The organism is Microbacterium sp. UBA7513, from assembly GCF_002478345.1.
Taxonomy (GTDB): domain Bacteria; phylum Actinomycetota; class Actinomycetes; order Actinomycetales; family Microbacteriaceae; genus Microbacterium.
In genome coordinates this window covers 114,074-140,267 of sequence record NZ_DLNJ01000008.1, presented here as the reverse complement: position 1 = coordinate 140,267, position 26,194 = coordinate 114,074, and the positions used below count along the sequence as shown (strand labels likewise).

Below are 26,194 nucleotides of genomic sequence, written 5' to 3'. Positions count from 1 at the left end.
GCTGCTGGAGGTCATGGAGGAGGGCACGGTCACGGTCGACGGCGTCACCCGGTCCGTCGGCTCGCCGTTCCTCGTGATGGCGACGCAGAACCCCATCGAGCAGGGCGGCACCTACCGGCTCCCGGAGGCGCAGCTCGACCGCTTCATGATCAAGACCTCGATCGGCTACCCCGACGAGGCCGCGACGATGCGCATCCTGCAGGGCGCCGGCCGTCCGAAGACGGTGCTCGACGGCATCGTCGACACCGACACGATCCTGACGATGGCGGAGATGTCGCGCGGGGTCTACGTGAACCCGCTGGTGTCGGACTACATCATGCGCATCGTCGACGCCACGCGACGGGCGTCCGAGGTCCGTCTCGGGGCCAGTGTGCGCGGTGCCCTGGCGCTGTCGCGCCTGGTGATGACGTGGGCAGCGAAGAACGGACGCACGTTCGTGACGCCCGACGACGTGCGCGAGCTCGCCGTCGTCGCCCTCGCGCACCGCCTCGTGCTCGAACCGGAGGCCGAGTTCGACGGGGTGACGGCGGTGGCCGTGGTCGGACAGATCCTCCTCGACGTCGAACCGCCGCGCGAGAACGGCACTGCGTGACCTTCAGCACCGAATCCCGCCTGACGCGGACGACCGCCGGCACGAGCACGTCTACGCGGACGTCCACCGTCACGCGCTACGACCGCACGCGCCGTGGTCCCGTGCGCGGCGCGGTCTTCGGCGCGCGTCGGGCGGTCCGCGCCGTGGGGCGGGCGACCAGCGCCACGGTCGGCTGGGTCCGTGAGACGGTCACCACGGCGGGCATGCTCGTCGCCGTGGCCGTGGTGCTCGGCGTGCTCGCCGGGCTGCTGTTCGGCTGGGTGGAGGCCTGGGCGGTCGCCACGATCGCGCTCGTGCTGCTGGTGGCCTGCGTGCCGTTCATCCTCGGCGCCCATGACTACCGGATCGAGCTCGTGCTCGATCGCGACCGCGTCGTCGCGGGAGCCGAGATCGGTGCGACGCTCGACGTCCGCAACAACGGCGAACGCCTCTCGCTCCCCGGCGTGGTGGACGTGCCGGTGGGCGAGGGACTCGTCGAGGCGCACGTGCCGCTGCTGCGGCCGGGCGCTCACCACCGCGAAGAGCTGACGATCGCCGCGCATCGCCGCGGCGTCATCGACGTCGGCCCCATGACCATCACCCGCGGCGACCCGATCGGGATCCTCCGCCGAGAACTGCGCTGGCCGGACGTGCAGCGCATCCATGTGCACCCGGTGACCGTGCGGCTCCCCAGCACCAGCGCGGGGCTGATCCGCGATCTGGAGGGCACGCCGAGCACCACCCTGGTGGACGCCGACCTCTCCTTCCATGCCGTGCGGGAATACGTCGTCGGCGACTCGCCGCGCCACATCCACTGGAAGTCGACGGCGAAGACGGGCACCCTCATGGTGCGGCAGTACGAGGAGTCCCGGCACGCGCGCATCGCCGTCATCCTCGACCTCGACCCCGAGTCCTATGCGAGCGACGACGAGTTCGAGAACACGGTCAGCGCCGCCGCCTCGCTGGCGCTGCAGGGCGTACGGGACGGCAGGGACGTGCTGTTCTCCGTGAGCAACGAGATCCCGGAGCACGGCCGTGCGGAGGTGCTGTCGATCCGCACGCTGCCGACGGTGACTCCCAAGGCGCTCCTCGACGCGACCTCCACGATCGATCAGACGGCGCGGGTGATGAGGCTCGAGGCCGTCACCGCTCTCACGGCGCAGTCGTACCCCGACCTCTCCATCGGATTCCTGCTCACCGGCTCCCTCCTGCCGATCGAGCGTCTGCGCCACGCGGCGGTGAAGCTCCCGGCAGCCGTGGAGGCCGTCGCGGTGCGCAGCGAGCTCGGCGCGCAGCCGACGATGCGGACGGCCAGGGAGCTCGCGGTGATGACCCTCGGTGCGCTCGGCGACCTCCCCCAGATGCTCGCCCGCGGAGCGCTGCGATGAGCGCGGCCGGGCCGAAGCGCGGACGCGCTGGATCACGACGGGGCTCCCCGCCCTCGGCCCTCACCCTCTGGTCGCTGGGGTACGTCCTGGTCGGCGTCCTCCTCGCCACGGCAGCCGCCTGGCCGGTGTACGAGTCGTCCCGCGCCCTCGCGGTGGGGATCATCGGCGGCCTCCTCGGCATGGCCGTCGCCGTCGTCACGCGTGTCCTGCGCTGGGGCACTCTGCTCGGGGCGCTCGCCGCCGTAGGGGTGTACCTGGTGGTCGCGGTGCCGCTCGCCATCCCGTCCGCTCTCACCTCTGTTCCCGCGTTCCTCGGCGGCGTGCGGGATGCGGTGCTCGGGGTCGTGCTGGGCTGGAAGCAGATGCTCACGCTGAACCCGCCGCTGGGGGAGTACCAGGCGGTGCTCATCCCCTTCCTCGTCGTGATGCTGTTCGGGGCGTTCCTCGCCACGCTCTTCGTCTGGAGCGGAGGCAAGTGGGCGGTGGCCGCGGTCCCCGTGGTCGTGGCCATGAGCGTCTTCGGCGTCGCCTTCGGTGTGAGCGGCACGTCCTCCCCGGTCTCCGTGGCCGGCGTCGAGCTTCCCGCACCGCGGGAATGGCTGGTCGGGGTGGCGGTCTTCGTGGTGTCCCTGGTGTGGCTCGTCGGCCGTACGCGCCTCCAGCGCGCCGCCGCGCTGCGGATCGTGGCCGCGGCCAACATCTCCCGGCGGGCGACCCCCGTCTGGCTCACCGCTCGCCGGCACCTGCTCGCCGGGGCGCTGGCGGTCGTCGCCCTGGGGGCCGGCTTCGCGATCGCCCCGGCGGCGGCCGGCTGGTCCGACCGCTCGGTGCTGCGCGACGAGATCGAACCGCAGGTCGTGGTGCAGGAGCAGCCGAGTCCGCTCAGCTCCTACCGCTCCTGGTTCTCCGGCGACACGCTGGACACTCCGGTGGTCGAGCTGGAGGGCGACCCCGGCCCCGTGGACCGCCTGCGCCTCGTGACCCTCGACGCGTACGACGGCGAGGACTTCCACATCGACCCCGACGACCGCTTCAGCCGCCTGCCGCGCTCCGCGCTCCCTGGCTCCGGCCGGGTGACGCTGGAGATCACGATCGGCGAGGCCTACCGGGGTATCTGGGTTCCGTCGCCCGCCGGTCTCGCGGAGGCACCTGCGTTCTCCGGCGGGCGTGCGGACGCGCTCGCCGACGGGTTCCATGTGGACGACGACGGTGACACCGCCATCACGATCGCGGAGGCGCCCGGCGGCGGGGAGGGCCTCGTGCCCGGTGATCGCTACTCGGTGCTGGTCGATGCGCCCGGTGAACCGGACCAGCTGACCGCTGTCCAGGGCGGTCGGTCGACCCTCGATGCCGATCGATACCCCGCGCTGGTCGAGTGGGCGGAGATGCAGGAGCAGCCGCGCACCGGTGCCGGCTACCTCGAAGTGGTGGACCGTCTCCGATCCCGGGGCTACCTGAGCCACGCGCTGCTCGAGGACGCCGCTGCCACGGGGTGGATCGCGGCTCTCCAGGAGTCCGAGGGGTACGCGTTCGCTCCCAGCTATGCCGGTCACTCCGCCGCCCGCATCGAGGAGCTGTTCACCGAGCTCACCGAGCAGGAACGTCGGGCGGGTCCCGACGCCGACCCCGAGCTGCTGGTGGCGGCGGTCGGCGACGACGAGCAGTTCTCCGTGGCCGCGGCCCTCCTCGCGCAGCAGTGGGGCCTGGAATCCCGCGTGGTGATGGGGGCGCGACTCGCGGCGGCCGAGGAGGTCCCGGGGATCCCGGCGTGCACCGACGTGTGCACCGGCGCGAACATGAGCGCCTGGGTCGAGGTGCGCGCCTCGGGGGGCGAGTGGATCCCCGTCGACGCGACGCCGCAGTATGCCATGCTGCCGAGCGCCATCACCGAAGGTGAGCAGCTCCCGGAGCACCCCACGGTTCCGGAGCAGCCGCGGTCCGAGGCTCTGGATCCCCCGCAGGCGCAGAGCGACGCGAACAACGATGCGCCCCCGCTGGAGGAGCCCGCCTCGGAGGTCCTCGCCTTCCTGCTGCCGATCCTCCGCGGAGTGGGTCTCGGGCTCCTCGCGCTGCTCCTGCTCGTCCTGCCGTTCCTCGTGCTCGTGGGCGCGAAGAGCCGGCGCGCGCATGCACGGCGCACGGCCGCGGACCCCGAGGTGCGCCTGGCCGGAGCCTGGGAGGAGCTCGCCGACGTGTACGCCGACCATGACGTGCCCATGGACGCGCAGGGCACGAGGATGCAGCGCGCGCAGACGAGCGGTCGCGAGGCAGCACAGCGGCTGGCTGCTCTGGTCGACCGCGCTGTCTTCGCCGAGCACCCGCCCACCTCCGACGACGCGACGGCCGCCTGGGCGATCGTGGATGCAGAGCGGGCGGATCTGGCGAAGACGGGGACCAGATGGCAGCGTCTTCGGACCCGGGTGCGGCCGACGTCTTTCGTCGCCAGGACGCGCTCCCTGCGCCTCCCCGGCTTCGGTGCGAGACCCGCGCTCGGTACGCTCGGATGGACCGGTTCACTGGATGACCGGAAGAAGGGGGACTCATGACCGCGCCCGCGGACTCCGGTCTGGCCACGATGCTCGTCATCATCGTCGGACTCGGGCTGCTCGTCGGACTGGCCGTCTACGTCTGGTACGCCCTCGCGCTGTCGCGCCTGTTCCCCCGCATCGACGGGGAGGGCTGGAAGGGCTGGGTGCCCGTTCTCAACGAGGCCGAGATCCTCGCGCGAGGGGGCGTGCCCGCCTGGTCGGTGGTGTTCTACTTCATCCCGCTCGTGCAGCTCTACGGCATCTACCTCAAGGTCGTCGCCACCCATCGCATCAACCGGCGCTTCGGGCGGGGCGCCGGCATGACCGTGCTCGCCATCCTCCTGCCGCCGGTGTGGGCGACCGTGCTCGCATGGGGTCCGGCGCCCTATCCCGAGGGGGATCGTCTCGCGGCCCTCCAACCGGGTCCGCGGCGCAGCGCCCCGCCGTCCGCGGCCCCCGCGCGCGACGCGTCGGGATACACGATCCCCTCCCTCGCCCCCGCGGGCAACGGATCGCCGGAGGCGCCGTCGCTGATCTTCCCGGACTACGCCGCGCCGCCCGCGGTCGCTCCTGCCGCGAGTGCCCCGCCGACCGCGAGTGCCCCGCCGACCGCGGGTGCGCCGCAGGGCGAGCCCGCGGCACCGAGGTCGTTCGCTCCACCGGCCTTCGCTCCGCCTGCCGCGCCGCCGGCTCCGTCGTCCTCGACGCCGTCTCCGTCGTTCGCACCACCGGCGCCGCCCGCGCCGTCTCCGGCGGCTGCTCCCGTTCCGCCTGCTGTCTCGATTCCACCTGCTGCCCCGGTTCTGCCCGCAGCGCCCGTGCCTCCGCCCGTGGCCGCTCCGGCGCCGCCGTCCCCGACCGCGCAGCCGACGCCCTCGACTCCCGCGCACCCGACGACCGGCATCATGGCCGCGATGGGCGACGTACCGCCGGCCGCCCCGCAGCCCGCGCCGGCCCCCGCTCCCTCCGTGGTCTCTTCACCGAGCGAGGAGCCCGCTGCCCCCGCGCCGGCTCCGGAGGCGAATCGTGTCGTCCGACCCGTGCCGCCCTCGTTCCGTGACGGCGGTCAGCCCGAGGCCCCGCCGATGCCCATGATCCGCCCTGTCCCGTCCGCGACGGATGTCCCCGCGTCGGGGCAGAGCGCGCCGGTACCTGCCCCCGCCGTGCCCGAAGGCCTGGTCGCCGATGTCGACAAGACCGTGGTGACGCCGCGCCCGACCGACGACGACCTCGACGCCACGGTGGTCGTCGCCCGCAAGCGCGGCGTGCGGCGGGTCCTCGTGCTGGACGACGGCCGCCGGTTCTCGCTATCCGGCGCGAGTGTCGTGATCGGCCGGAACCCCACCGGGGAGCCGGGCGAGCAGCGGCTGGCCATCCCGGACACCACCCGTACGCTGTCGAAGACCCACGCCCGTCTGGTGGTCCAGGAGGACGAGTGGCGTCTGACCGACCTGCACGCCACCAACGGTGTCGTGGTGGTCGGGGATGACGGCTCGGAGACGCTCCTGGACTCCGGGGAGAGCGTGGTCGGCACCGGCCGGTTCATCCTGGGGGAAGTGGGCATGCACGTCGTCGCGGAGCGCGATTCGTGACCGTGGACTCCGTCGTCCTCCGGGTCGCGGCGCTGACCGACACCGGGCTCACGCGGACGGCCAACGAGGACGCGGTCCTCGACGCGCGCCCGGTGTTCCTCGTCGCCGACGGCATGGGTGGGCACGACGCCGGTGACCGCGCCAGCGCGGCTGTCGTCGCCGCCTTCGAGCCGCTGCGCGGACTGCCGGTCGATGTCGGCGACATCAGCGACGCCCTGAGCCGGGCCGCGGCCGTGGTCGAGGACATCGCCGCCGCGCACACCCGCGGGGCGGGCAGCACCGTGACGGGTGTCGCGCTCGTGGAGCACGAGGGGGCGCCGCACTGGCTCGTCTTCAACGTCGGGGACTCCCGGGTATATCGGCACCACGGCACGGAGCTGGTGCAGCTCACGATCGACCACTCCCTGGGACAGGAGCTCGTCGATGCCGGTGAGCTCCGCCCTGAAGACCTGGCCTCGTTCTCGCGCCGCAACGTCATCACGCGCGCGGTCGGGGCCCCGGACAGCACGGCGGACAGCTGGCTGCTCCCCGTCGTCGACGGCGAGCGGCTCCTGCTGTGCTCCGACGGGCTGACCGGCGAGGTGAGCGATGAGGCCATCCGCGCGACGCTGACCATGAACGGCCGCCCGGAGACCGCGGCGGCGGCCCTCGTCCGCCGCGCGCTGCAGGGCGGAGGACGAGACAACGTGTCCGTCCTGGTGATCGACGTCGTCTCCGGCGGCGCACGCACGCGTCCCGACGACGCGACGGGTGGACGGGCCGCCGTGTCCGCCGTCACCGATTCGATGCTCGAGGGCACGACGGTCCCGGTGCGCGCGCGATGAGCGACGACGAGGCCGAGGAGACCGTCATCCTGACGCGGCGGGACCGCCGGCGTGCCGGAGCGGCGTCCGATGCGCGGGCTCCGGTCGCGGAGGTCGCGCCCGGCGATGCGGCCGATGCCATTGACGACGCCACGGTGGTCGTCGATCGGTCCGCCTCTCCGGCGGCCGACGCCCCCGAGGACGCCACCGTGGCGGTCGCGCGTCCGGCTCGACGCCTGCGGCGGAAGAAGGATGCCGCCGCAGACGGCACCGAACCCCAGGCCGCCGGACCGCGGCTCCGCGTCGACTCCTTCGCCGCCCCGGACGGCGCACCGGCTCCCGCGATCTACAAGCCGCGTCCGGCTCCGCGCACTCCCGTCGCTCCGCCCGTCGTCGTCGGGGCGGCCGCGCCCACACGGGTGGTGGAGCCCGGGCTGCCGTCCGTCGCCAAGCAGGCGCAGCGGTGGAGCGTCGTCACCCTCGCCGCGACCGTCGGGGCGGGCGTCGTGTCGGTCGTCGGTCTCGTCGCGCTCGGCTTCGTCGTCTTCGGCTGAGGAGGCAGGCCCCGTGCGGTCCTCGCTAGGGTGGGACACCGGGAGAGGGGACGGACGGATGGATCAGGGTGCGAAGCGGTCGGCGACGACGAGCACCACGTCGCGCAGGCCGCGTGTCGCCGGTGTGTTCGCCCTCGTGTTCGGTGCTCTGACGACGATCGTCGCGATTCCCTCGCTCGTCGCGGCGTGGACCGATCCGGCATTCCTCTTCGCGGGTCTGGTGGCTCTGGCCGTCGCAGCGGTGTCGTTCCTCTTCGCCGGCTTCGCCTTCCGGTTCGTCCGGGAGCCGTCGACGAGGCTCACCGCGATGACCCCGCTGCTCTGGCTCGTCGCGGCGGCGCTCTTCGTCGGTGTGCTGGGCAGCATGGGGGCGTTCGTCTACGGTCAGGTCGTTCAGAACCCGCAGAGCGCGGCCGTCGGGCTGCTCCTGCTGCCGTTGGCGGGAGGTGCCATGGTCACCGGTGCCGCGCTCGTGGGCGCGGTCGTCAGGGCGCGACAGGCGGCAGCCGCCGGCCGCTGAGTCGGTCCGACTCTCACGCCTCGGGCTCCGGGCGGTCGAGGAGGCCGCCCTGTCGTTCCACCTCGGCCGCCGCGTCGGAGGGTATCTCCCGGCGTCGCCGGAGCACGATGAGGATGCCGAGGACTCCGAGCAGGCTCGCGCCGGCGATCGCGGCGATCAACGCCACCTCGCGGGTGAGGACGAACGGCGGCACCCCGTGGTCGGGCTCGACGCTCACGACCGGGGGCCGCACCGCGCTCTCCGCGGTGTCGAAGAAGGGGCTGACGGGTCCGCGGGTGGTGGGGTCGGGGAGGAGCTGGATGGCGGCGGACGGCTGGATGAAGCCCCAGCCGTTGACATCGTCGCGGTTGTCGGCGTCCGCGCGGAGCGCCGTGGCCGTCAGCCGATACGCCCATCCCGCCGGAGGATCGTCCGGATGCGCCTGGGCGACCAGCGCCGCCGCCCCGCTCACATAACCGGTCGCGAAGCTCGAAGCCGGGGCGTCGGAGGCGAACAGGCAGTCGCCGCCGCCCGTCGCCGCGGTGAGCACGTTCGCGCCGGGGGCCGTGACCCCGACCTGCGGACCGTGGATCGAGCTGTCGGTCGCGAGCCCCGTCGCATCGGCCGCGCTGACGCCGAGCGCCTGCTCGTAGGCCGCGGGATACCGGGCTCCGTCTTCGGCCTCGGGGTCGGAGGTCCGGTTGCCACCACTGGCGACGACGAGCGCTCCGACGGCAGCCGCGTGCTCCACCGCGCCCCGCAGTTCCGGGGAGTCCGTCGCCTGCGACGAGGAGACGTTGATGATGTCGGCTCCGTTGTCGGCCGCCCAGTTGATGCCTTCGGCGAGACGCTGGGCGCTCGGGCCCCACCCCTTGTCGACGTCCTGCGGCGAATCGCTGCGGAACGCGCGCACCGACAGCAGGCGCGCGTCGGGGGCGAGCCCCACCACGCCGGAGCCGGAGACGGGCTGCGCCGCGATCTGCCCGGCGATGGCCGTGCCGTGCCCGGTCAGGTCGCTCAGGCCATCAGCGCGTTCCCCGTCGCCGACGAGGTTCACACCGCCGACGACGACGCCGGCGAGGTGCGGGTTGCCGGCGTCGATCCCGGAGTCGACGACCGCCACGACGACGCCCTTCCCGGTGGCGAGACGGTTCGCATCCTCCGCCCCGAGGGCCGCGAGTGCCGACGGGGCTTCCGGAGCGAACACCACGGTGCCGGGCTCACAGGCGCCGGTCGCCATCGACACGATCGTCGTGGGAGCGGTCGGCGCGGCCACCGCGGCGGCCGGCGTCCCGCACACGGCAGCACCCACCACGAGGGTGGCGAGAGCGGCGCGGCGGCGCATCACTCGTCCCCGGAGCCGGGCGACTCTCTCGCGGCCTCGGTGGTCAGCGCCGGCCCGGCGGCGAAGAAGTCGATCCACGCGCTCGGCACCCGCCCGACGTCGCCGGGGGTGTAACCGAGCTGGGTGAGCGGTCCGCTGGCGGCGTCCTCCGCCGATTCGTCCGGCACGGCGCCCGGGATGGCGTACGCGGTACCGGACTCGTCGACGAGCACGGCCATGCCCACCGCCTCGTCCGACGGGCCGCTCGTCTGCACGAGGGCCCCACCGCCGACCGTGACGGCGACATGGTCGCGGTCCTCTGGAAGCTCGGCGCTCGTGGACCCGAGGACGGTGCGGGCGTCGTCACCCAGGACCGCGCACGGGGTCTCGCCGGAGGCGAGCGGCGTCAGCGGAAGCGTGGGCCAATCGTCGCCACCGGCGTTCGGCACGGTGGGAACGTCGGCCACCTCCGCCGGGGACACCTCTTCCTCGTCCGCGCCGGCCTCCTGCGCGCTGCCGAGCAGGTAGAGCTGGTACGCCAGCGGGCTGAGGCGCGCGAGCTCTCCGGTCGCGAGGGCCACGTAGCGCTCGTCCGCGGGGCTGCCCTGCACGTGCACGATCGTGCCCGCCGTCAGGTCGGTCCCCGGCACCCGGGCGCCGACGGCGTTCAGACGGATCGGCTCGAGGTCGGCGCCGCTCTCGAAGAGGTTGAGCCAGCGTCCGTCGACCTCGATGACGTCGCTGGTGCCGAGGCCGACCGCGCGCAGCACCGCGTTGGCGTCGTCGGCGGGGACGGCGTAGCGGAGGCCGTCGGCGATCACGAAGAGCTCGTCGCCGCGCTGCACCACGGCGCCGGTGCCCGTCGACGGCTCCGCGATGGGCTTGCCCGACAGCGAGACAGCGGTCCCGGTGGAATCGTCGACGCACGCCGTCCATGCGGTGTTGATGAGGGCGCTCGGGGTGGGCAGGTCGTCAGGGGCGCCGAGGATGCCGATCGAACCGCCGACCGGGATGCCGTCGAGGGCTGCCTGATCCGTGCGCACGACCTTGAACTCGCCGGCGGGGATGAGCAGGCGGGCGCTGGCGGTGTTGATGACGGGGTACAGCGTCCCCTCGACCGAGACGTAGCGGGCGCCCGTGTCGGTGGCGACGATGAGGCGGTTGTTCTGCCAGTCGCCGGGGAGTCCCGGCTGCATGATGCCCCAGAACACGCCGACGAGGATCACGCCGACGGTGAGGGCGATGCCCGCGATGACGGCGCGCAGCGGCTTGGCCGGTTCGAGCTCCTTGCCGCCGGGGGCGCCGCCGGTGAAGGCGGAGAGGAGCCGTCGTCGGCTGAAGCCCTGGGCCTCGATCAGGTCCTTCTTGGTCGCCATCGGTCAGACGAGCCCCGCCGTGATGACCCCGAGCGGGAGCAGGAGGGCGAGCGCGACGACCTCGACCGTGTCGCCGAGCCGCGTGAGGCGGAGGCGGGCCTTCGGCGTGAGCAGCGTGAGCCCGATGAGCACCACGGTGGCGACCACGAGGATGAGCAGCATCCAGGTGCGCACGTCGGGGAGGGCGAGCGCGACGGTCACACCGGTCGCGGCGAGGCCGATCGCCCCGATCGCCATCAGCACGAGCACCCCGAGGCGGGCGTGCATCTGCCGCGACTGGAACATCATGCCGACGAAGGCGAGCACGCACAGCACGGCGCCCGTGACGCCGCTGGCGGCGACGAGCGGGGTCGCGATGAGGGCGGCGAGGCCGAGCGCGGCACGGAGCGCGATGAGCGTGCGGGTGCCGGCGGCGGCGCGACGCTTCACCTCCTCGGCGTCGATGGGCTGCGGCGCGGAGAACATGTCCGCGTCGCTCTGCGGCGAGATCACCCGGATGCGGGTCGAGCTCAGAGCCAGCCAGGGGATGCCGTTCGCGAGCAGCGCCGTGGTCGCGAGCATCAGCGCGTACGAGGCGAGCGGGTCGCCGAAGACCGCGGCCGCCGTGGCCGTGATCCCGATCGAGGCGCCGAGGGCGATGGGCACGAGGTGGATCTCGGGCTTGTCCTGGGTGACGGCCAGGCTGAGGCCCCCGACGACGACGAGTCCGAGCCCGAGAGCCGCGAGCGGCCAGCCCCAGATGCTCTGCGCGGGGACCGCGAGGTAGCCCGCGAGCCCGCCGTACGCTGCGGCGGTGAGTCCGAGCGCATGACCGGCCTCGGGCTGCCGCAGCCGCATCAGCACCGCGGCGGCGACGCTGAGCACGACCGCGCCCGATCCCGCGATGATCGCCGGGAGCAGAGACGTCGGCGGCGTCGCGACCAGGAGCACGGCGCAGAGGGCGAGGAAGGTGAGGCTGACGAAGAGAGCGGTGCGGGAGCTGTCCGCGGGGGTCCAGGAGTTGTGCTGCTCCGCGGTCGCGTCGATCACGGCTTCCACGACGTCGTCGTAGATGCGCGGCTCGCGCATGAGCCCGCCGCGTACCAGGGTCAGCAGCTCGCCGTCGTGCACGCCCTGGGCCGCAGCGCCGCGAGCGGGGTCGAGGGGCGTGCCGTCCGCCCGCTGCAGCGCGTATCCGCCGTGCGTGAGGGTCGGGTCGAGCACGCCGAGACTGCGGGCGAAGCCGGGGATGATCTCGACCAGGGGGACCTGCGATGGCACCCCCACGTCGAGCCTGCGGTCGTCGCTGACCACGGAGATCCGCAGCACGGTTCCTGCCACGGTGCCGCTCTGGCTCATATCGGTGGTGTCCCCCCACGTGTGCGATGCTCTCCCGCCGCAGGCGTTGCGGGGGTCCGGCCCGGACTCACTCTAGTTGACAGGCCAGATCCTATCTGTTGCCGTTCCGGGGGCTTCGCCCCAGCTGATGGCTTCTCGGCGGCGGAAGTCACGGTGCCATGACCGAGAGGTCCTGTCTGAAGCGGCTCTCTTGTGGATTATCGTCGCGAACTGCTCTACGCTCCCAGATATTGCCGTGAGCCTTCGGGGGGAGCTTGCATGTCAGAGCGGATCATGGTCACTCAGGCCGGGATGGATGAGTTGATCGACCGGTTGCGCGACGCCGTCCGGCAGTACGCGAATCTTCTCGATGCTCTCGATCAGGAGGTCTCGACGCTGCGCGACAAGTGGACGGGTGAGGCTTCCGACGCCTACGACCGAGCGCAGCGCGAGTGGAGCGCCAAGCTGGTGGCGCTCAATGAGCTTCTGGCCGAGCACCGGAGCACGAGTGTGAAAGCGCAAGAGATCTTCCAGGACACGCGACGGAAGAACGAGTCCCTCTGGGCATAAGCCCGTCCTACCGTTCCATCACGATCATCGGGAGTCATCCATGTCTTGGAACCCTTACGGCACGGCGTCAGAGCAGGAAGAAGCGATCGTCGGCCACGCCGGGCACGATGACACCGAATCGGTGTCGGTCTTCTTGCTCGACGACGGCGACCTTCATGATCTGACCATCGCCGACGACTGGCGGTCGAGGATCGATCCCGAATCTCTCGCTCCTGCGGTGTTCATCGCCTACAGTCGCGCGGAGCGAACCCGTCTCGACGTCACGCGGGAGCGTGCGCGGCTCGAGACGGCGAACACGCGTCACGGTGCAGTCGACGCTCGCGAGGGGGCATCTGTCCCCGACATCCCCGCCGAGCTGCTGATCGAGGTGAGTCGCGAACAGCCGGACTACGTCGCCACGTTCGAGGAGAAGCTGAGCGCCCGGCAGCCGCTGACCAGTGCGGACGGGAACGTCACCGTCACGGCGGTGGGTGGCTCGCTCGGAAACGTGACATTCGACTCGACCTGGCTGCGCTTCGCCGCAGGCCGAGACATCGCCGACACCGCGCGCCCGCTTGTGGCGCAGGCCATCCGCACCGGCGCTGAGGTGGCGCAGTTCATGCGCGACCGCTACCCGGCCGTGACCGAGTTCAAGCGCCTCCGCGCGCTCAAGGACGCCGCGCGTCGAGGACGAAGCTCGTGAGAGATCTCACTGTCGAACGAAGGGGAACCCATGACCGACCTGGACACTGATGCCGTTGTCGGCGACCTCCGCCTGGATGCGACGCGCTGGGACAGCGTATCGGGAGAGTTCAGCAAGGCGGTGACCTTGATGTCCGAGGGGGCGACGCTCCCCTTCGGAGCGTTCGACGGCATCACGCATGGACTCGGAGCCACGCGCGCATACGCGGACGTTCTGGAACGCCTGCGGACTCTCCTCGATGGAGGCGTGGCCGAGACTGCTCGGATTGCGGAGGCTCTGCGCGGGACCGCGACGAACATCGAGTCCGCTGATCGGGAGGCCAGCGGTGGTTGATATGCGCGCACTCGCCAGGGCAGGGCGAGGCAGGGGCCGTCTTCTGCGTTCTACGGAGGGTATGTAACTGTGGGTGTTCCAACCAGCCAGGCAGACTTCGACGCTGGCGTCGAGAAGATCACACCCGAGATCCGCAAGGTCGAGGAGAAGATCGCGGAGTGCAAGACGGATGTAGAAGAAGTTGACTGGCCCTCAGGGTGGGAGCGTGTGGGCCAGGGGCTGCTCACGGTCCTGTTCCCGATCTCCGGCTTCTACTTTGCGTGGAAGGACATCGAGCGGCTGATCGCCGACCAGCCCGCAGTGCTGGCGAAGCTCGACGAGGCCGCCCGGGGTGCCGAGGCCATCGCCGCCGAGGTCGCGCAGCTGTTGAGCCCGGGCAACCCTTTCGCGCTGAAGGCGATGGCCAACGAATGGGACGCGATCAATGTCGTGCTCACCGGCGTCGTGGGGAGTCTCGGTGACGACAAGTTCTACGCGACATCGAGCTGGCAGGACGGCATGGGTCGTTACTATGCGAACGTGCCAGCCGGCCAGCGGGCTGCCCTCGAAGGACTGATTCCACACATCGACAACATGCGTACCTACCTCCGCACGCATTCGGACAACATCATCCAGCTGTGGTGGAACCTCTACGAAGAGGTCGTCGCGTTCGCTATCGATGCGATCCCGCTCGGAGCACAGTTCATTCAGGCGAACCCGATCAAGTGGCTGGAGATGGCGGAGCCGATCGCGGAGTGCATCGCGAGGGTGCTGGAGGCTGTACAGGCGGTGGTCGCGCTGATCTTCGAATTCGGGATGCAATCCAACAGTGACCTCGAGGGCTTCCGCGCGAGTGCATCGAACACCGTCGGCACCGACTTCGGGCGGTGGCCGGTAGCTCGCCTGTCATGACGTCGGTGTCTGCGCGGTGGGGTGCGGGCCTCGCGGTGGCTGTGCTCACGCTGTCGGTGGCGGGGTGCTCGTTCGGCAACGTGGCGAAGACGGGCGCGGAGCAGGTGGTGTCGACCTTCTTCCAGCGTCTCATCGAAGGGGACGCCCAGGGCGCGGGCGCATTGCTCAGTGATCCGTCCGTGGTGAGCCCCGTCGCGCTCGATGACGACGTATACGCCGACGCTGTGCGCCCTGTGGATGCTCGGGTGACGTCGGTCACGGGGTCGGATTCGGCGGCGTCGGTGACCGTCGAGTACCGCCTCGACGGCGACGACGAGCCTCGCACCCTGACCGTCAGTACGACGACGGTCGGGGGCGAGGCACGGGTAGAGCAGTGGGCGGATCTGGGACTCTACTTCGACGGGCAGGGTATCCCCGGGGACATCGCGATCGAGGAGTCGGGCGTCTTCGATCTCGCGACGACGGAGGCCTTGCGGCTTCTGCCGGGAGTCTATGAGCTCGACTACCCCGGAGAGCAGGGTCTCACCACGATCGATCCCGACGGGGGCGAGGGCGAGCCGTTCGCCGTGGAGTACCCCGTGGACCCGGAGATGATCCAGCCGCCGCCGGGAGCCGAGATGCTCTCGAAGATCCTGATCCTTCATCCGGTGCTCCGCGCCGATGCGGCGGTCGATATCGAGGCCGGCATCGACGACCTGCTGGCCTCGTGCACCGCCTCTGGGCTCGTCGGCGACGACTGCCCGTCGATCGTGGCAGATGGCGTCGCGAACGAAGGCTACAGGGGGACGGTCGACGGGGGATCTGTAGTCTGGAACCGGCAGGAGCCGCTCGCCCTGGCCGCCGGCCAGGAAGTGCGCGTGTCCGCTCCGTATGCGGTCAGCTTCGGTCGGCCGAGTGGTCCGCAGGAGGAGACGGTTGACGTCGAGGGCACCGTGCGGCGGGACGCCTCCGGTGCGATCGTCGTCGACCTCGACTGAGGCACCACGCACACCCGTGGTTGCGAAACTCATTTATCGATACACCGTGGAAATTTCGATACGGATCCGTCCAGACCGTTGGAAATGGGCACCGACCTGCCTTAGCCTATGTGCGGAAACAGATTGTCGGGGGTTGTTCCGAAGTCGTCCCGTATCGGGAAGGCGCTCCCCCGCGTGTGTCCTCATGGGGACCGGAGGGAGTGAGAAATGACTGATGTCATCTCCGCAGAAGAGGGGGCTCTGCGTCGCGGAGCCCAGGCCGTGCGGGAGACGAAGTCCGGGATCGATCAGCAGACCAAGAAGGTCCGCGGTGAGATCGAGCAGCTGCGCGGGTTCTGGACGGGTGCGGCTGCCGCATCCTTCACCACGCTGATGTCGCGGTGGGACGAGCAGGCTCGTCAGCTCAACGAGGTCCTCGTGACGCTCGAGGATGCCCTCGCGGGCACCGAGCGCGACCAGGCCGCGACCGAAGAATCCCACCAGCAGACCATCGCGGGCCTCGGCTCGATGATGGGCGCCTGAGCGCAGACCGCAGAGATTTCAAGGAGAACATGATGCAGTCGATGTCCGTTCGCCCGGAGCAGGTCAACGCTCTCGCGGCGCAGATCCGCAGCGGGTCGCAGGGTATTCGTTCCGAGCTGGACCGCCTCGAGTCCGAGGTCAGCAAGCTGCGTGCGGCGTGGGATGGTGCCGCGCAGCAGGCCTACGACCAGGCGCAGGCCAAGTGGAACCGTTCGCTGAGCGAGATGCAGCAGCTGCTCACGCAGATCGCCGGGAAGACCGAGGAGATCTCGGGTCAGTACGTGCAGACCGACAAGTCGGCTGCGGGGCGCTTCGGCGCGTGAACCCGGGGCGCGGGTCTGGCGCAGCGATGCGTCGGGCCCGCGCCGTCTGCTGTGCTTTTCGGTGAGACGCCGGACGGTACAGCAGGCGTGACGGAATCGCCGGAGGAAGGAAGAGGGGGCGTCGATGAGCATCGCAGTCGACTTCGATGGAGTGTTCGCCGAGCTGAAGCGGCTTCTGCGCGAACTGCAGGAGTTTCCGAGCCCTGCAGAGGTGGCTGTCGCCGAAGGTGATGTGTCGAACACGACGCGTGAATTCCATCAGGCCGTCTCGGACGCCGCTAGAGAGATGGGAGCTGCGACCGAGCGGGCCCTTGAGAACCTGCAGAGTACGCATGACGCCATCCGGGCTGCTGTCCTCCAATTGGCCGAGCAGGATGCCGCCCTCGCGGATGAGACGAAGCTCATCGTGTCCCTCCTGGACTCCGCGGTCGAGCAGGCGGCGTCGTCGTCTCCGGTCGACGGCGGGTTGAGCGACGGCGTGAAGGTCGATGCTGGCGATTCCTCCACCGAGCCCCAGGACGCCGATTACTGATGCGGCGCGTGTACCGCGGGTTCGCCGCGACTGTCGGTATCACTGGGCTTGCGTTGGCTGTCCTGGCGCCGTCGGTTGCTGCCGCCGGAACGGCGGAATCCGGTTTGTGGTGGTTTGATCGGGGCAACATCCAGGCGGCTCACGATGCGGGTTTCGACGGATCCGGGGTGAAGGTGGCCGTGATCGACAGTCAGATCAACCCCGACGTGATCGGTCTTCGCGGCGCCGACGTGACAGTGCGAGAGCCGTCGTACTGTCTGGATCCCTCAGGAGCGCCGTATCCGGCGATCTCGACCGATTACGTCGCCGCGTCGCATGCGACGAGAGTGGCGTCGATGATCGTGGGGACGGGGGAGGCGCCGCCCGGGGGTGCCCCGGTGAAGGGCGTCGCGCCCGGGGTGGAGTTGCTGTTCTACACCGCGCCAGTCCTTGACGGCGTGGCGAACGAACGCGGCGAAGATGCCGAGTGTCTCCAGGAGGACGGCACCAGTTTCGACGAGGACGGTTGGGAAGGGCTGGATCACGCGATCTCGGATGCGGTGGCGGATGGGGCGGACATCATCTCCATTTCCTCGTTCGGTACCGACGCTTCGAAGGGCATCGCGGAGGCGTACGCCAACGACGTGGTGGTTGTCGCCGGCATGGGCAACGACGATGGCATCGACGTGTTGCCGGCCGCGTTGAACGGTGTGGTCGCTGTGCAGGCGTTCGGCGAGGACGGCAAGATCCAGAACGGGCAGTACGGGAAGCCCAATGTCAGCGACTACGTCGTCACGGCAGGACCGGGTATCGGTCTGTTGTTGCAGGGCGCGTCGGATTCGTGGGAGGCGCAGTCGCTCGGGTCCGGGACGTCGTACGCGACGCCGATCGTGGCGGGAATGCTGGCAGTCGTGAAGCAGAAGTACCCCGAAGCGTCGGCGGGACAGCTCATACAGAGCCTGATTCACAACACGGGCACGAAGGGCGAACACGACCCCGAGTGGAACTCCGGCACGGGATACGGCGCTGCGTCTCTCACCGGGATGCTGGCGGTGGATCCGACGAAGTATCCGGATGAGAATCCGATCTTCGATACTGATGATCCGAACGCCTCCCCGTCACTCGCGATGGTGAACGAGGTCAAGGCGGCACAGGATCGGGAGAATGCGACAGCGAGTCCACGACCCTCTTCCGCGCCCGGCGGGGCTGAGCAACCATCGGATGTGTCGGCGATGCCGTGGGTGATCGGCGGTGTCATCGTTGCCGTGCTGGTCGTGGGCGGCATCACTCTCGCGATCGTCTTGACACGATCATCACGTCGACGGACAACGGAACAAGGGGGCAACCATGGCCGGTAAGCAGAGCGGCGGGTACGAGGCGGAGCTGAATCGCATTCGAGCCCTGTCGGATTCGATCATCCCGAAGACGTCGGCGCTGATCCACGCGCTGGAGTCGCTGGACGGTGCGCTCGCGAAGGCCCGAAAGTCGGAATTCTGGACGGGGAGCTCGGCGGAAGCCGCTACGGCCGCTGTCGACGAGATCCGGGAGAAGTTCACCCGAATCCGGAACATCGTGACCGTGATCGATTCGGCCGTCGGCGAGGGCAACGAAGCACGGCGCACGGCGGCCTCAGCGGAACTTCCCTCAGCCGCAGTCGATCCGTTCTGGGCCAACGCAGCGAAGGGCGCTTCCTTCGTGGTCCACCCCGTGCTGGGACCGCTCGCCGCCGACAAGGCCTTGGACGTGATCGGAGACTTCCTCGGGAACCAGCGCGAGGAGGCGGCACGGAAGATCGTCGAGGCCGTCGAAAGGTCCCTGGTCCGCCCCACGAGGGATTTGAGCGCCGCGTCCAAAGAGCTCTCGGGCGTCGGCTTCGTTGAGTCCTCCGACGAGAGGATCGACGACGGGCCCACGGGTGGCCCAGAGATCGATGCCCCGAGGATCGGTTCCCCGGGAATCGGCGGCGTGCCGTCCGGCTCCGCCCCCGGTGTCGGCGGTACTCCGCCGCCCAGCGGCGGCATCGGCACCTATCAGCCGCCCGTTCCGACCCCTCCCGTGCACCCCACCTTCCCCACTCCGCCGACGAATCCGAGCGGACCGGGGATCGGATGGGACCCGGTCGTGCCGGGTGGCGAGGGCCCCGGGCTTCCCGGCGGGAAGGATCCTTCGATCGACTCTCCCGGCGGTGGTCTGCTTCCCGGCGGCCCTGGCGGCACGGGCGGCGGCGGCGGATACCCGACCAGTCCCGGGGGCTATGTCCCCGGCGGTGCGGGCGGCGGCGGCCTCGGCGGCATCGTGGGCGGTGGCGCCGGTGCGGCGGCGATCGCGGCGAGCTCGAAGATCGCCGGCTTCGGCAGCATGGGCGGACTCGGCGGTGCCGGCTTGGGGCCGGGCGCAGGCGCTGGGCTCAAGGCCGGTGGCGGTCTGCTCGGAAACTCCGCGGTCGGCGGCGTCGGCGGCGTCGGTGGAGCAGGAGGCCCTGGCGGTATGGCCGGTGCCGGCGGCGTCGGCGGGGCGGGTGCCTCGGGCACCGGGTCCTCCGCCGCGGCAGGTGCCGGTGGCCGACCCGGCATGGGCATGATGGGCGGCGCCGGTGGCGCCGACGAGGAGGAGAAGGCGAAGCGTTCGGGCCTCGGTGGTCCTATCGCGCCGAAGCTGGAGGACGACGAGGAAGCTGGCCCCCGCGCCAAGGGCGCTCGCGCCGGATCCCGCGACGAACCCACCGACTGAATGACGCCGCTCCGGTTCGAGAAGGCGCGGTACGAGGGTCGACGCGGGGGCATCGTGAACCCCGGGAACGCCGGAGGCGGTGCCCCGCAGCGAGAGTCGTGCGCAGTGGATAGGGTGCAGGTGTGTCAGTCGAGATCGTAGAGCGGCGTCGGATCGTCCTCCAGAGCGAAGACCGCCGCATCGACCTCTCCCTGCCGCTCGACGAGACGCTGGAGGACGCGCTCACTCTGAGCGGGATCCCCGACGCGGACCGGTTCGTCACGATCGGCCCCGGGGGATACGAGATCCCCGGCGACACCGAGTGCGAAGACCTCGTCGACGGCGGCCTCTACGCGCTCATCGACCGCACGGCTCTGGCTCCGCAGGCGCGCCCGGTGGAGAAGGCGACGGGCCCGACGCGCGTCGACCACGGCGCACGGTGGTGGCTGCTGGCCGTGAGCGGGATGCTGCTCGTGGCGGTCTTCGCCCAGGGCGCCGTCGACCCCCTGATCCGGCTGCTCGTCGCCCTCCTCGTCGCCGCGGGCGCGGTCGGTGGCGCCGTCGCGTGGGCGCGACGCGACTCCGCGGCGGGAGTGCGCGGCATCCTCGGGGTGCTCGCGCCCGTGCTGCTGTCGTTCGCTGCCGGCGCGCTCCTCATCCCGGCCGGGCTGGAGGACGCGTCGCACCTGTCGACTGCCACCGGGTTCCTCGCGGCCGGCATCACCACCGCGATCATCGCCGTCACGGCCAGGGCTCGGCCGATGCGCGCCGCGGCGGGGACGGCGACGGTGCTGCTCGTGGGCCTCGCCGCCGTCTGGGGCCTCGCCCTGCTGCTGCGGTGGGGGGAGGCGGAGGCCGCCGCCCTCTCGCTCGGCCTCGTGCCACTGGGCCTGCGTGCCCTCCCGAGCAGCCTCGTCAACCTGCCCGAGGGCTACTTCATCGACTACAAGCACTTCATGACCAGCCGGTGGACCGTGCGCGGGGCCATCCCCGACTCGGTCGGGCTGCTGCGTCCGGAGCGCATCACCGCGGTCGTCGACGAATCCTCCGCACGGCTCATCGCGGGCACCGCCGTGCTGAGCATCGTGGCCGCGGTGATGGCTCCGGTCGCGTTCCTGCGGCCCTGGCCCGACGACGCGTTCGTGGTCTCCGGCGGGATCGCCCTGCTCTGCTGCCTCGCGCTCGCCCTGCTGCTCACGCCGCGGCACACCACCTCGCGCCTCCTCCGGTGGTTCCCCCGTGCCGCGGCCGCGGTGGTCTGCCTCGTCGCCGGCATCCAGATCGCGGCGGCCCTCGGGAGCGGCTTCCATCTGCTGGGAGCGGCCATGCTGTTCCTCGTCGGGTTGGCGGCGGTCGCCGTCGTCATCCCGGTGTCCAAGGGCGCGAAGTCGCTGGTGTGGTCGCGGGTCGGAGACGCGTTCGAATGGCTCGCCGTCGCGCTCGCCCTGCCGTCGGCCCTGCTGTACGCGAATGCGCTCTCCCTGGTTCGTGGAATGATGGCCGGATGAGCGGGAACGGCCCATCACAGTCCTGGCCGAGCGGGGGTCCGATCCCGCCGATGGCGCCCGGCGGAGACCGTCCAGGGGAGATCCCCGCGCTGCCGCCCGCCCTGATCGCGGCGCCCCCGGGCGTCGACGGCACGCCGCTGCGCCAGACGCCCGCGCCGCCCACGCCGATCGCCTCGTCGCGACGTACACTCCCTCGCCCTGCCGAGGGACTCGGCCCCGCCTTCCGCGGAGCCCCCGCCGGCACCATCCAGCGGATCGCGGCCTTCACGCTCGACGCGGCCGCCGTGTTCCTCGCCTCCGCCCTCGTCCTCGTGTTGACGCAGAGCGTGCTGCTCGCCGGCCTCACCGTCTTCGAGCTCGCCCTGTTCCTCTGGGTGCTGGAAGCCCGGACCGGCCTCACTCTCGGCAACGCGGTGCTGCGCCTGCGCAGCGCCCGCGCCGACCGGCCGTGGTCGCCGGGGATCGGGCGCCAGTTCGTCCGCGGCATCATCACCGGCGCCGGCTTCCTCGTGGCCGTCGGCAGCTGGGTGGTCGTCGCCTCCAGCGCCTGGGATCGCGGCGGCAGACGGCAGTCCTGGGCCGACCGCGTCGCCGGCACCGTCGTGGTCGCCGTGCCCGCCAAGGCGGCCGTCGAGGCTCCGCCGACTCCCGCCGCGGTGGAGGCCGCTCCGCTCGCTCCGCCGCAGGTCGTGCCGCTGGTGGCGTCGCCGTCCGTCGTGGACGAGGACTCCCAGCCCACCGACGCCCGCGCGGCCTCCCGCCGCACCGAGACCCCGGAACCGGCGACACCCGGATCGGATCGGCCGCTCTTCACCGTCGCCCCCGCCCCGGCGCCGCAGACGGGTGCCGAGGCTCCCGCGCCGGAGACCGGGGCGCTGCTGCTCATCTTCGACACCGGCCAGCGGGTGCAGCTCGCCCTCCCCGTGGCCGCGAACCTCGGGCGCGGCCCCATCGCCAGCGCCCACGACGACCGTCTCATCATCGTCACCGACCCCGACGCGTCGGTCTCGAAGACCCATCTGCGCATCGAGCACTCCCGCGGCCGCACCTGGGTGACCGACTTCGGTTCCACGAACGGCTCCGACGTCCGCAGCGACGACGGCCAGACGACCGAGCTGGTCGCCGGCGAGCGCGTGCTGCTCGACGACGCCGACCGTGTCCGCATGGGCAACCGCAGCTTCACCATCAGCCTCCTGCTAGGTACAGACAGCAGCGCCGGAGAGAGAGCATGACAGGACCCCGTCTCGCCCCGCCCCGCGTCCCCTCCGGGAGGCTCCCGGTCCAGGCCCCGCCGGAGCTGCAGCCGAACGACGGCGGCATCGGGATCCTCGGGTCGCTGCTGCCGATGCTCGGCAGCGTCGGCGCGATCGTCATGGTCACCATGTCGAACCAGTCCGTCACGGGTCTGCTCACCGGCGGCATGTTCCTGCTGTCCTCGCTCGGCTTCGTCGCCGTCAACGGCTGGCGGCAACGCTCCCAGCGGCAGGCGGCCACGCTCGGTGCCCGCCGCGAGTACCTGGCGTACCTCACCGAGCTGCGGCAGACCGTCCGCGTCGCCGCCCGCCAGCAGCGCCGCTCCGCGAACTGGCACCTGCCGGCGCCGTCGACCCTGCCGTACCTCGCGGAGGAGCGCACCCGCGTCTGGGAGCGCGGCGTGAACGACCCCGACTTCCTGTCGGTCCGGGTGGGCGTCACCGATCAGCCGCTGTGCGTCACGCTCGAAGCCCCAGAGCTCCCGCCGCTGGCGCAGCTCGACCCGGTCGCCGCCTCGGCCGCGCACCGCTTCATGCTGACGCACGAGGTCCAGAAGAACCTCCCGCTCGGGGTCACCCTCCGCGACTACGCCCGGATCGAGATCACCGGTGATGAGGACGAGACCAGGGCGCTGGCCAGGGCCATGCTGCTGCACGCGGCCACTATGCACGACCCGGACGTGCTGCAGATCGTCATCGCCGCGGACGCCGGCGTGCTCCCGCAGTGGGAGTGGGCGAAGTGGCTGCCGCACACGCACTCGCGCACCGTCCGCGACGGCCTCGGTGCCGCCCGCATGATCGGTTCGCAGCTGTCCGAGCTCGAGGACATGCTGCCGCCCGAGGTGCGCGAGCGCTCGCGCTTCGCCCGCGACGGCTCCGGACCGAAGACGCCGCACATCGTCATCGTCACGGACGGCGCCACGACGTCGTTCAACGACGCGCTCGTCACCGGCGACGGCGTCCAGGGTGTGACCGTGATCGACCTGCCCGCTCGGTGGGGCGATCTCGACGACCCGAACGCCCTGCGCATCGCGTTCGAGACCGGTGGTGCCGGCACGCGCGCCGAGCTCGTCAGCCTGCAGGTGCCCGCACGGCCGTTCGAGGCCGATGCGATCACCATCGTCGAGGCGGAGGCGACCGCCCGTCGGCTCATCGCCCTGTACTCGGGCGGCACCGCGATCGCGAGCAGGAAGAGCGCGACCGGCCAGGCCGAGCTCGTCGAGCTCCTCGGTCTTCCCGATGTGCGCGACCTCGACCTCGACGCCGCGTGGGCACCGCGACTGGAGCGCGACCGGCTCCGCGTGCCGATCGGCCAGACCGAGGACGGCAGCCCGCTCATCCTCGACATCAAGGAATCGGCGCAGCAGGGTATGGGCCCGCACGGCCTCATCATCGGTGCCACCGGCTCGGGGAAGTCGGAGGTGCTCCGCACACTCGTGCTCGCGCTCGCGATGACCCACTCGCCGGAGCAGCTCAACTTCGTGCTCGTCGACTTCAAGGGTGGCGCGACGTTCGCCGGCATGGCCGACATGCCGCACGTCTCGGCCATCATCACGAACCTCGGCGAGGAGATCTCCCTCGTCGACCGCATGCAGGACGCGCTCCAGGGCGAGATGGTGCGCCGACAGGAGCTGCTGCGGGCCACCGGTCCGTTCGCGAACGTGGCCGACTACGAGAAGGCGCGTCGCGGCGGACGCACCGACCTGGCGCCGCTGCCCGCCCTGCTCATCGTCGCCGACGAGTTCTCCGAGCTCCTTTCGGCCAAGCCGGAGTTCGTCGACACGTTCGTCAACATCGGCCGGCTCGGCCGCTCGCTGCAGGTGCACCTGCTGCTGTCCTCCCAGCGGCTGGAGGAGGGCAAGCTGCGCGGCCTCGACACGCACCTCTCCTACCGCATCGGTCTTCGGACGTTCTCGGCGGCCGAGTCCCGCACGGTCCTCGGCGTGCCGGACGCCTATCACCTGCCCACGCAGCCGGGCGCCGGCATCCTGAAGTCCGACACCGAGACGATGACCCAGTTCCGCGCCGCGTACGTGTCCGGACCACCGCCGCGTCGTCGTCGTCGGGCCTCGTCCGGCTCCGGCCAGAGCACGGGTTCGACCGCGGTCGAGCTGTTCACCGCCGCGCCGGTGTGGCGGGCGGAGGCGCCGGTGGACGAGCCGGAGGTCGTGGTCGACGCCGAGCCGGAGGAGAAGCGCAACACCTTCGAGATCGCGGTCGAGTCCATGAAGGGACGCGGCCCCGCGGCGCATCAGGTGTGGCTGCCGCCGCTGGTGACACCGGCCACCCTCGACCAGCTCTTCGGCGACCTCGTCGAGGACCCGTCGCTCGGTCTCGTCTCCCCGCGCTGGCGGAAGGCGGGAGCGCTCACGGTCCCGCTCGGCATCGTCGACGTGCCGCTGGAGCAGCGCCGCGAGAACCTCGCGGTCTCCCTCGGCGGCGCGGCCGGCCACATGGCGATCGTCGGAGCGCCGCTGAGCGGCAAGAGCACGCTCGCGCGGACGACGGTGGCCGCCCTGGCTCTCACGCACACGCCCCAGGAGGTGCAGTTCTTCGTCATCGACTTCGGCGGCGGCAGTTTCACCGGCCTGCAGGACTTCACGCACATCAGCGGCGTCGCGACCCGCTCCGAGCCGGACGTGGTCCGCCGCACGGTGGCCGAGGTCACCAGCCTGCTGAACGCCCGCGAGGTGTACTTCCGGCAGCACGGCATCGACTCGATCGACGCGTATCGCCAGCGCCGCGCGCAGGGCCTCACCGACGACGGCTACGGCGACATCTTCCTCATCGTCGACGGCTGGGGCACGCTGCGCGCCGAGTTCGAGATGCTCGAGCCGCAGATCCAGGCGATCGCCGCGCGCGGTCTCACCTACGGCGTCCACGTGGTCATCACCGCGGCGCGGTGGATGGAGATCCGGGCGAACATCAAAGACCTCATCGGCACCCGCATCGAGCTGCGCCTGGGCGACCCGACCGACTCCGAGGTCAACCGCAAAGCCGCGGAGAACGTCACGGCTATCCCTGGCCGCGGCCTCAACGACCGCGGCTTGCAGATGCTCACGGCGCTGCCCCGCGTCGATGGGGTGGACGACGCGTCGAGCCTCGCCGACGGGATCGACGACCTCGTGGCTCGCGTCGCGGCGGCGTGGCACGGACCGGCAGGGCCCAAGCTGCGGCTGCTGCCCTCGCGCATCAGCCATGCCGACCTGCGCGCCGTGGCGGCCGCGCAGTCGCCGGACGGCACGGAGCCCCGCGAACTGCTGCTGGGCATCGACGAGGCGAACCTCGCCCCGTTCTCGATCGATCCGGTCGCCGAACCGCTGCTGTACCTGTACGGCGACGCGGACTCCGGCAAGTCGTCCATGCTCCGCGGCGTCGTGCACGAGATCACGCGCCTGTACGGGCCGACCGAGGCCAAGATCTTCGTCGTCGACTACCGTCGTGCCCTGCTGGGCGAGATCCCGCAGGAGTACCTCGGCGCGTACCTCACCTCGCACGAGATGACCGAGGGCGGGATGAGCGAGCTCGCGCAGTTCTTCCGGAGCCGCATCCCCGGACCGGACGTCACGCCCGACCAGCTCCGCAGCCGGTCGTGGTGGAAGGGCGCGGAAGGGTTCGTCCTCATCGACGACTACGACCTCGTGGCGACCTCGCAGGGCAACCCGGTCGCGGTCCTCGCGCCGCTGCTCGCGCAGGCGGCCGATCTCGGTCTCCACGTGATCCTCACCCGCCGCACCGGCGGGGCGAGCCGCGCCGCGTACGATCCGATCATCCAGCGCATGACCGACCTGGGCGCGACCGGCATCCTGCTCTCGGGCAGCCCCGAGGAGGGCCAGCTCATCGGCAAGGTGAAGGCCGTTCCCGCGATCCCCGGCCGTGCGCAGATCGTCAGCCGCGATCGGGGCCTCGTCTCCGCGCAGCTGCTGTGGGTGCCGCCGAGCTACGAGTGACAATCGAGGAGAG

Annotated in this window: 23 protein-coding genes; 20 read left to right on the top strand and 3 right to left on the bottom strand. The window is 71.2% G+C overall.

Annotated features, from left to right (window positions below; genetic code table 11):
* From B2W79_RS05040 to B2W79_RS05010, 7 genes are all read left to right on the top strand, one after another.
* The coding region (locus tag B2W79_RS05040; RefSeq protein ID WP_292787594.1) for an AAA family ATPase at positions 1-592 on the top strand (592 nt) is incomplete at its 5' end.
* Positions 589-1,959, top strand: a complete 1,371-nt coding sequence (locus tag B2W79_RS05035; RefSeq protein ID WP_292787592.1) for a DUF58 domain-containing protein — start codon at positions 589-591, stop codon at positions 1,957-1,959. The genes B2W79_RS05040 and B2W79_RS05035, both read left to right, overlap by 4 nt.
* Positions 1,956-4,505 (top strand): transglutaminase domain-containing protein, encoded by a 2,550-nt coding sequence (locus B2W79_RS05030; protein ID WP_292787590.1) that lies wholly within the window; start codon positions 1,956-1,958, stop codon positions 4,503-4,505. The genes B2W79_RS05035 and B2W79_RS05030 overlap by 4 nt, the downstream gene beginning before the upstream one ends.
* Entirely contained in the window at positions 4,502-6,079 is a 1,578-nt protein-coding gene (locus tag B2W79_RS05025) for a DUF5684 domain-containing protein (RefSeq protein WP_292787588.1), read from the top strand. The genes B2W79_RS05030 and B2W79_RS05025 overlap by 4 nt, the downstream gene beginning before the upstream one ends.
* Positions 6,076-6,903 (top strand): PP2C family protein-serine/threonine phosphatase, encoded by an 828-nt coding sequence (locus B2W79_RS05020; protein WP_292787586.1) that lies wholly within the window; start codon positions 6,076-6,078, stop codon positions 6,901-6,903. Before B2W79_RS05025 ends, B2W79_RS05020 begins: the two co-directional genes overlap by 4 nt.
* Positions 6,900-7,436: a hypothetical protein gene (locus B2W79_RS05015; RefSeq protein ID WP_292787584.1), complete on the top strand. Its 537-nt coding sequence runs from the start codon at positions 6,900-6,902 to the stop codon at positions 7,434-7,436. The genes B2W79_RS05020 and B2W79_RS05015 overlap by 4 nt, the downstream gene beginning before the upstream one ends.
* A gap of 58 nt (positions 7,437-7,494) precedes the next feature.
* On the top strand, positions 7,495-7,956 hold the full coding sequence (locus B2W79_RS05010) for a hypothetical protein (protein WP_071327740.1): 462 nt from the start codon (positions 7,495-7,497) through the stop codon (positions 7,954-7,956).
* Positions 7,957-7,969: 13 nt separating this feature from the next.
* Here B2W79_RS05010 and B2W79_RS05005 read toward each other — a convergent pair whose 3' ends face one another.
* From B2W79_RS05005 to eccD, 3 genes are read right to left on the bottom strand one after another with little or no spacing between them, the layout of a single operon-like run.
* Complete coding sequence (locus tag B2W79_RS05005) at positions 7,970-9,280, bottom strand: S8 family serine peptidase (protein ID WP_292787582.1); 1,311 nt, start codon at positions 9,278-9,280, stop codon at positions 7,970-7,972.
* Positions 9,280-10,635: a type VII secretion protein EccB gene (eccB, locus tag B2W79_RS05000; RefSeq protein ID WP_292787580.1), complete on the bottom strand. Its 1,356-nt coding sequence runs from the start codon at positions 10,633-10,635 to the stop codon at positions 9,280-9,282. Before eccB ends, B2W79_RS05005 begins: the two co-directional genes overlap by 1 nt.
* Before the next feature lie 3 nt (positions 10,636-10,638).
* Positions 10,639-11,973 carry a type VII secretion integral membrane protein EccD gene (gene eccD / locus B2W79_RS04995; RefSeq protein WP_060923226.1) on the bottom strand — a complete coding sequence of 445 codons (1,335 nt, stop codon included), beginning with the start codon at positions 11,971-11,973 and terminating at the stop codon, positions 10,639-10,641.
* 258 nt (positions 11,974-12,231) lie between these two features.
* Between eccD and B2W79_RS04990 the strand changes: the two genes are divergently transcribed.
* The 13 genes from B2W79_RS04990 (at position 12,232) to eccCa (ending at position 26,181) form a co-directional block, all read left to right on the top strand.
* A complete protein-coding gene (locus B2W79_RS04990) occupies positions 12,232-12,522 on the top strand; it encodes a WXG100 family type VII secretion target (protein ID WP_292787577.1) in 291 nt (96 codons plus the stop codon).
* 40 nt (positions 12,523-12,562) lie between these two features.
* Positions 12,563-13,204, top strand: a complete 642-nt coding sequence (locus B2W79_RS04985; RefSeq protein WP_292787576.1) for a hypothetical protein — start codon at positions 12,563-12,565, stop codon at positions 13,202-13,204.
* Between the two features lie 30 nt (positions 13,205-13,234).
* The gene (locus B2W79_RS04980; protein WP_071327735.1) at positions 13,235-13,537 is read left to right on the top strand and encodes a hypothetical protein; all 303 of its coding nucleotides are present in this window, start codon (positions 13,235-13,237) and stop codon (positions 13,535-13,537) included.
* Between the two features lie 69 nt (positions 13,538-13,606).
* Positions 13,607-14,428: a hypothetical protein gene (locus tag B2W79_RS04975; RefSeq protein ID WP_071327734.1), complete on the top strand. Its 822-nt coding sequence runs from the start codon at positions 13,607-13,609 to the stop codon at positions 14,426-14,428.
* The gene (locus B2W79_RS04970; RefSeq protein ID WP_292787573.1) at positions 14,425-15,405 is read left to right on the top strand and encodes a hypothetical protein; all 981 of its coding nucleotides are present in this window, start codon (positions 14,425-14,427) and stop codon (positions 15,403-15,405) included. Before B2W79_RS04975 ends, B2W79_RS04970 begins: the two co-directional genes overlap by 4 nt.
* A gap of 207 nt (positions 15,406-15,612) precedes the next feature.
* A complete protein-coding gene (locus B2W79_RS04965; RefSeq protein ID WP_071327732.1) occupies positions 15,613-15,927 on the top strand; it encodes a WXG100 family type VII secretion target in 315 nt (104 codons plus the stop codon).
* A gap of 41 nt (positions 15,928-15,968) precedes the next feature.
* Complete coding sequence (locus tag B2W79_RS04960) at positions 15,969-16,250, top strand: WXG100 family type VII secretion target (RefSeq protein ID WP_081811619.1); 282 nt, start codon at positions 15,969-15,971, stop codon at positions 16,248-16,250.
* 124 nt (positions 16,251-16,374) lie between these two features.
* On the top strand, positions 16,375-16,782 hold the full coding sequence (locus B2W79_RS04955; RefSeq protein ID WP_071327731.1) for a hypothetical protein: 408 nt from the start codon (positions 16,375-16,377) through the stop codon (positions 16,780-16,782).
* On the top strand, positions 16,782-18,119 hold the full coding sequence (locus tag B2W79_RS04950; RefSeq protein ID WP_083391626.1) for a S8 family peptidase: 1,338 nt from the start codon (positions 16,782-16,784) through the stop codon (positions 18,117-18,119). The genes B2W79_RS04955 and B2W79_RS04950 overlap by 1 nt, the downstream gene beginning before the upstream one ends.
* Positions 18,109-19,491 carry a hypothetical protein gene (locus B2W79_RS04945; RefSeq protein WP_292787569.1) on the top strand — a complete coding sequence of 461 codons (1,383 nt, stop codon included), beginning with the start codon at positions 18,109-18,111 and terminating at the stop codon, positions 19,489-19,491. Before B2W79_RS04950 ends, B2W79_RS04945 begins: the two co-directional genes overlap by 11 nt.
* Positions 19,492-19,613: 122 nt before the next feature.
* Positions 19,614-20,978 (top strand): hypothetical protein, encoded by a 1,365-nt coding sequence (locus B2W79_RS04940; protein WP_071327728.1) that lies wholly within the window; start codon positions 19,614-19,616, stop codon positions 20,976-20,978.
* A 50-nt stretch (positions 20,979-21,028) separates the two neighbouring features.
* Positions 21,029-22,210: an FHA domain-containing protein gene (locus B2W79_RS04935; protein ID WP_292787567.1), complete on the top strand. Its 1,182-nt coding sequence runs from the start codon at positions 21,029-21,031 to the stop codon at positions 22,208-22,210.
* Entirely contained in the window at positions 22,207-26,181 is a 3,975-nt protein-coding gene (eccCa, locus tag B2W79_RS04930) for a type VII secretion protein EccCa (RefSeq protein WP_292787565.1), read from the top strand. Before B2W79_RS04935 ends, eccCa begins: the two co-directional genes overlap by 4 nt.
* Positions 26,182-26,194 lie beyond the last annotated feature (13 nt).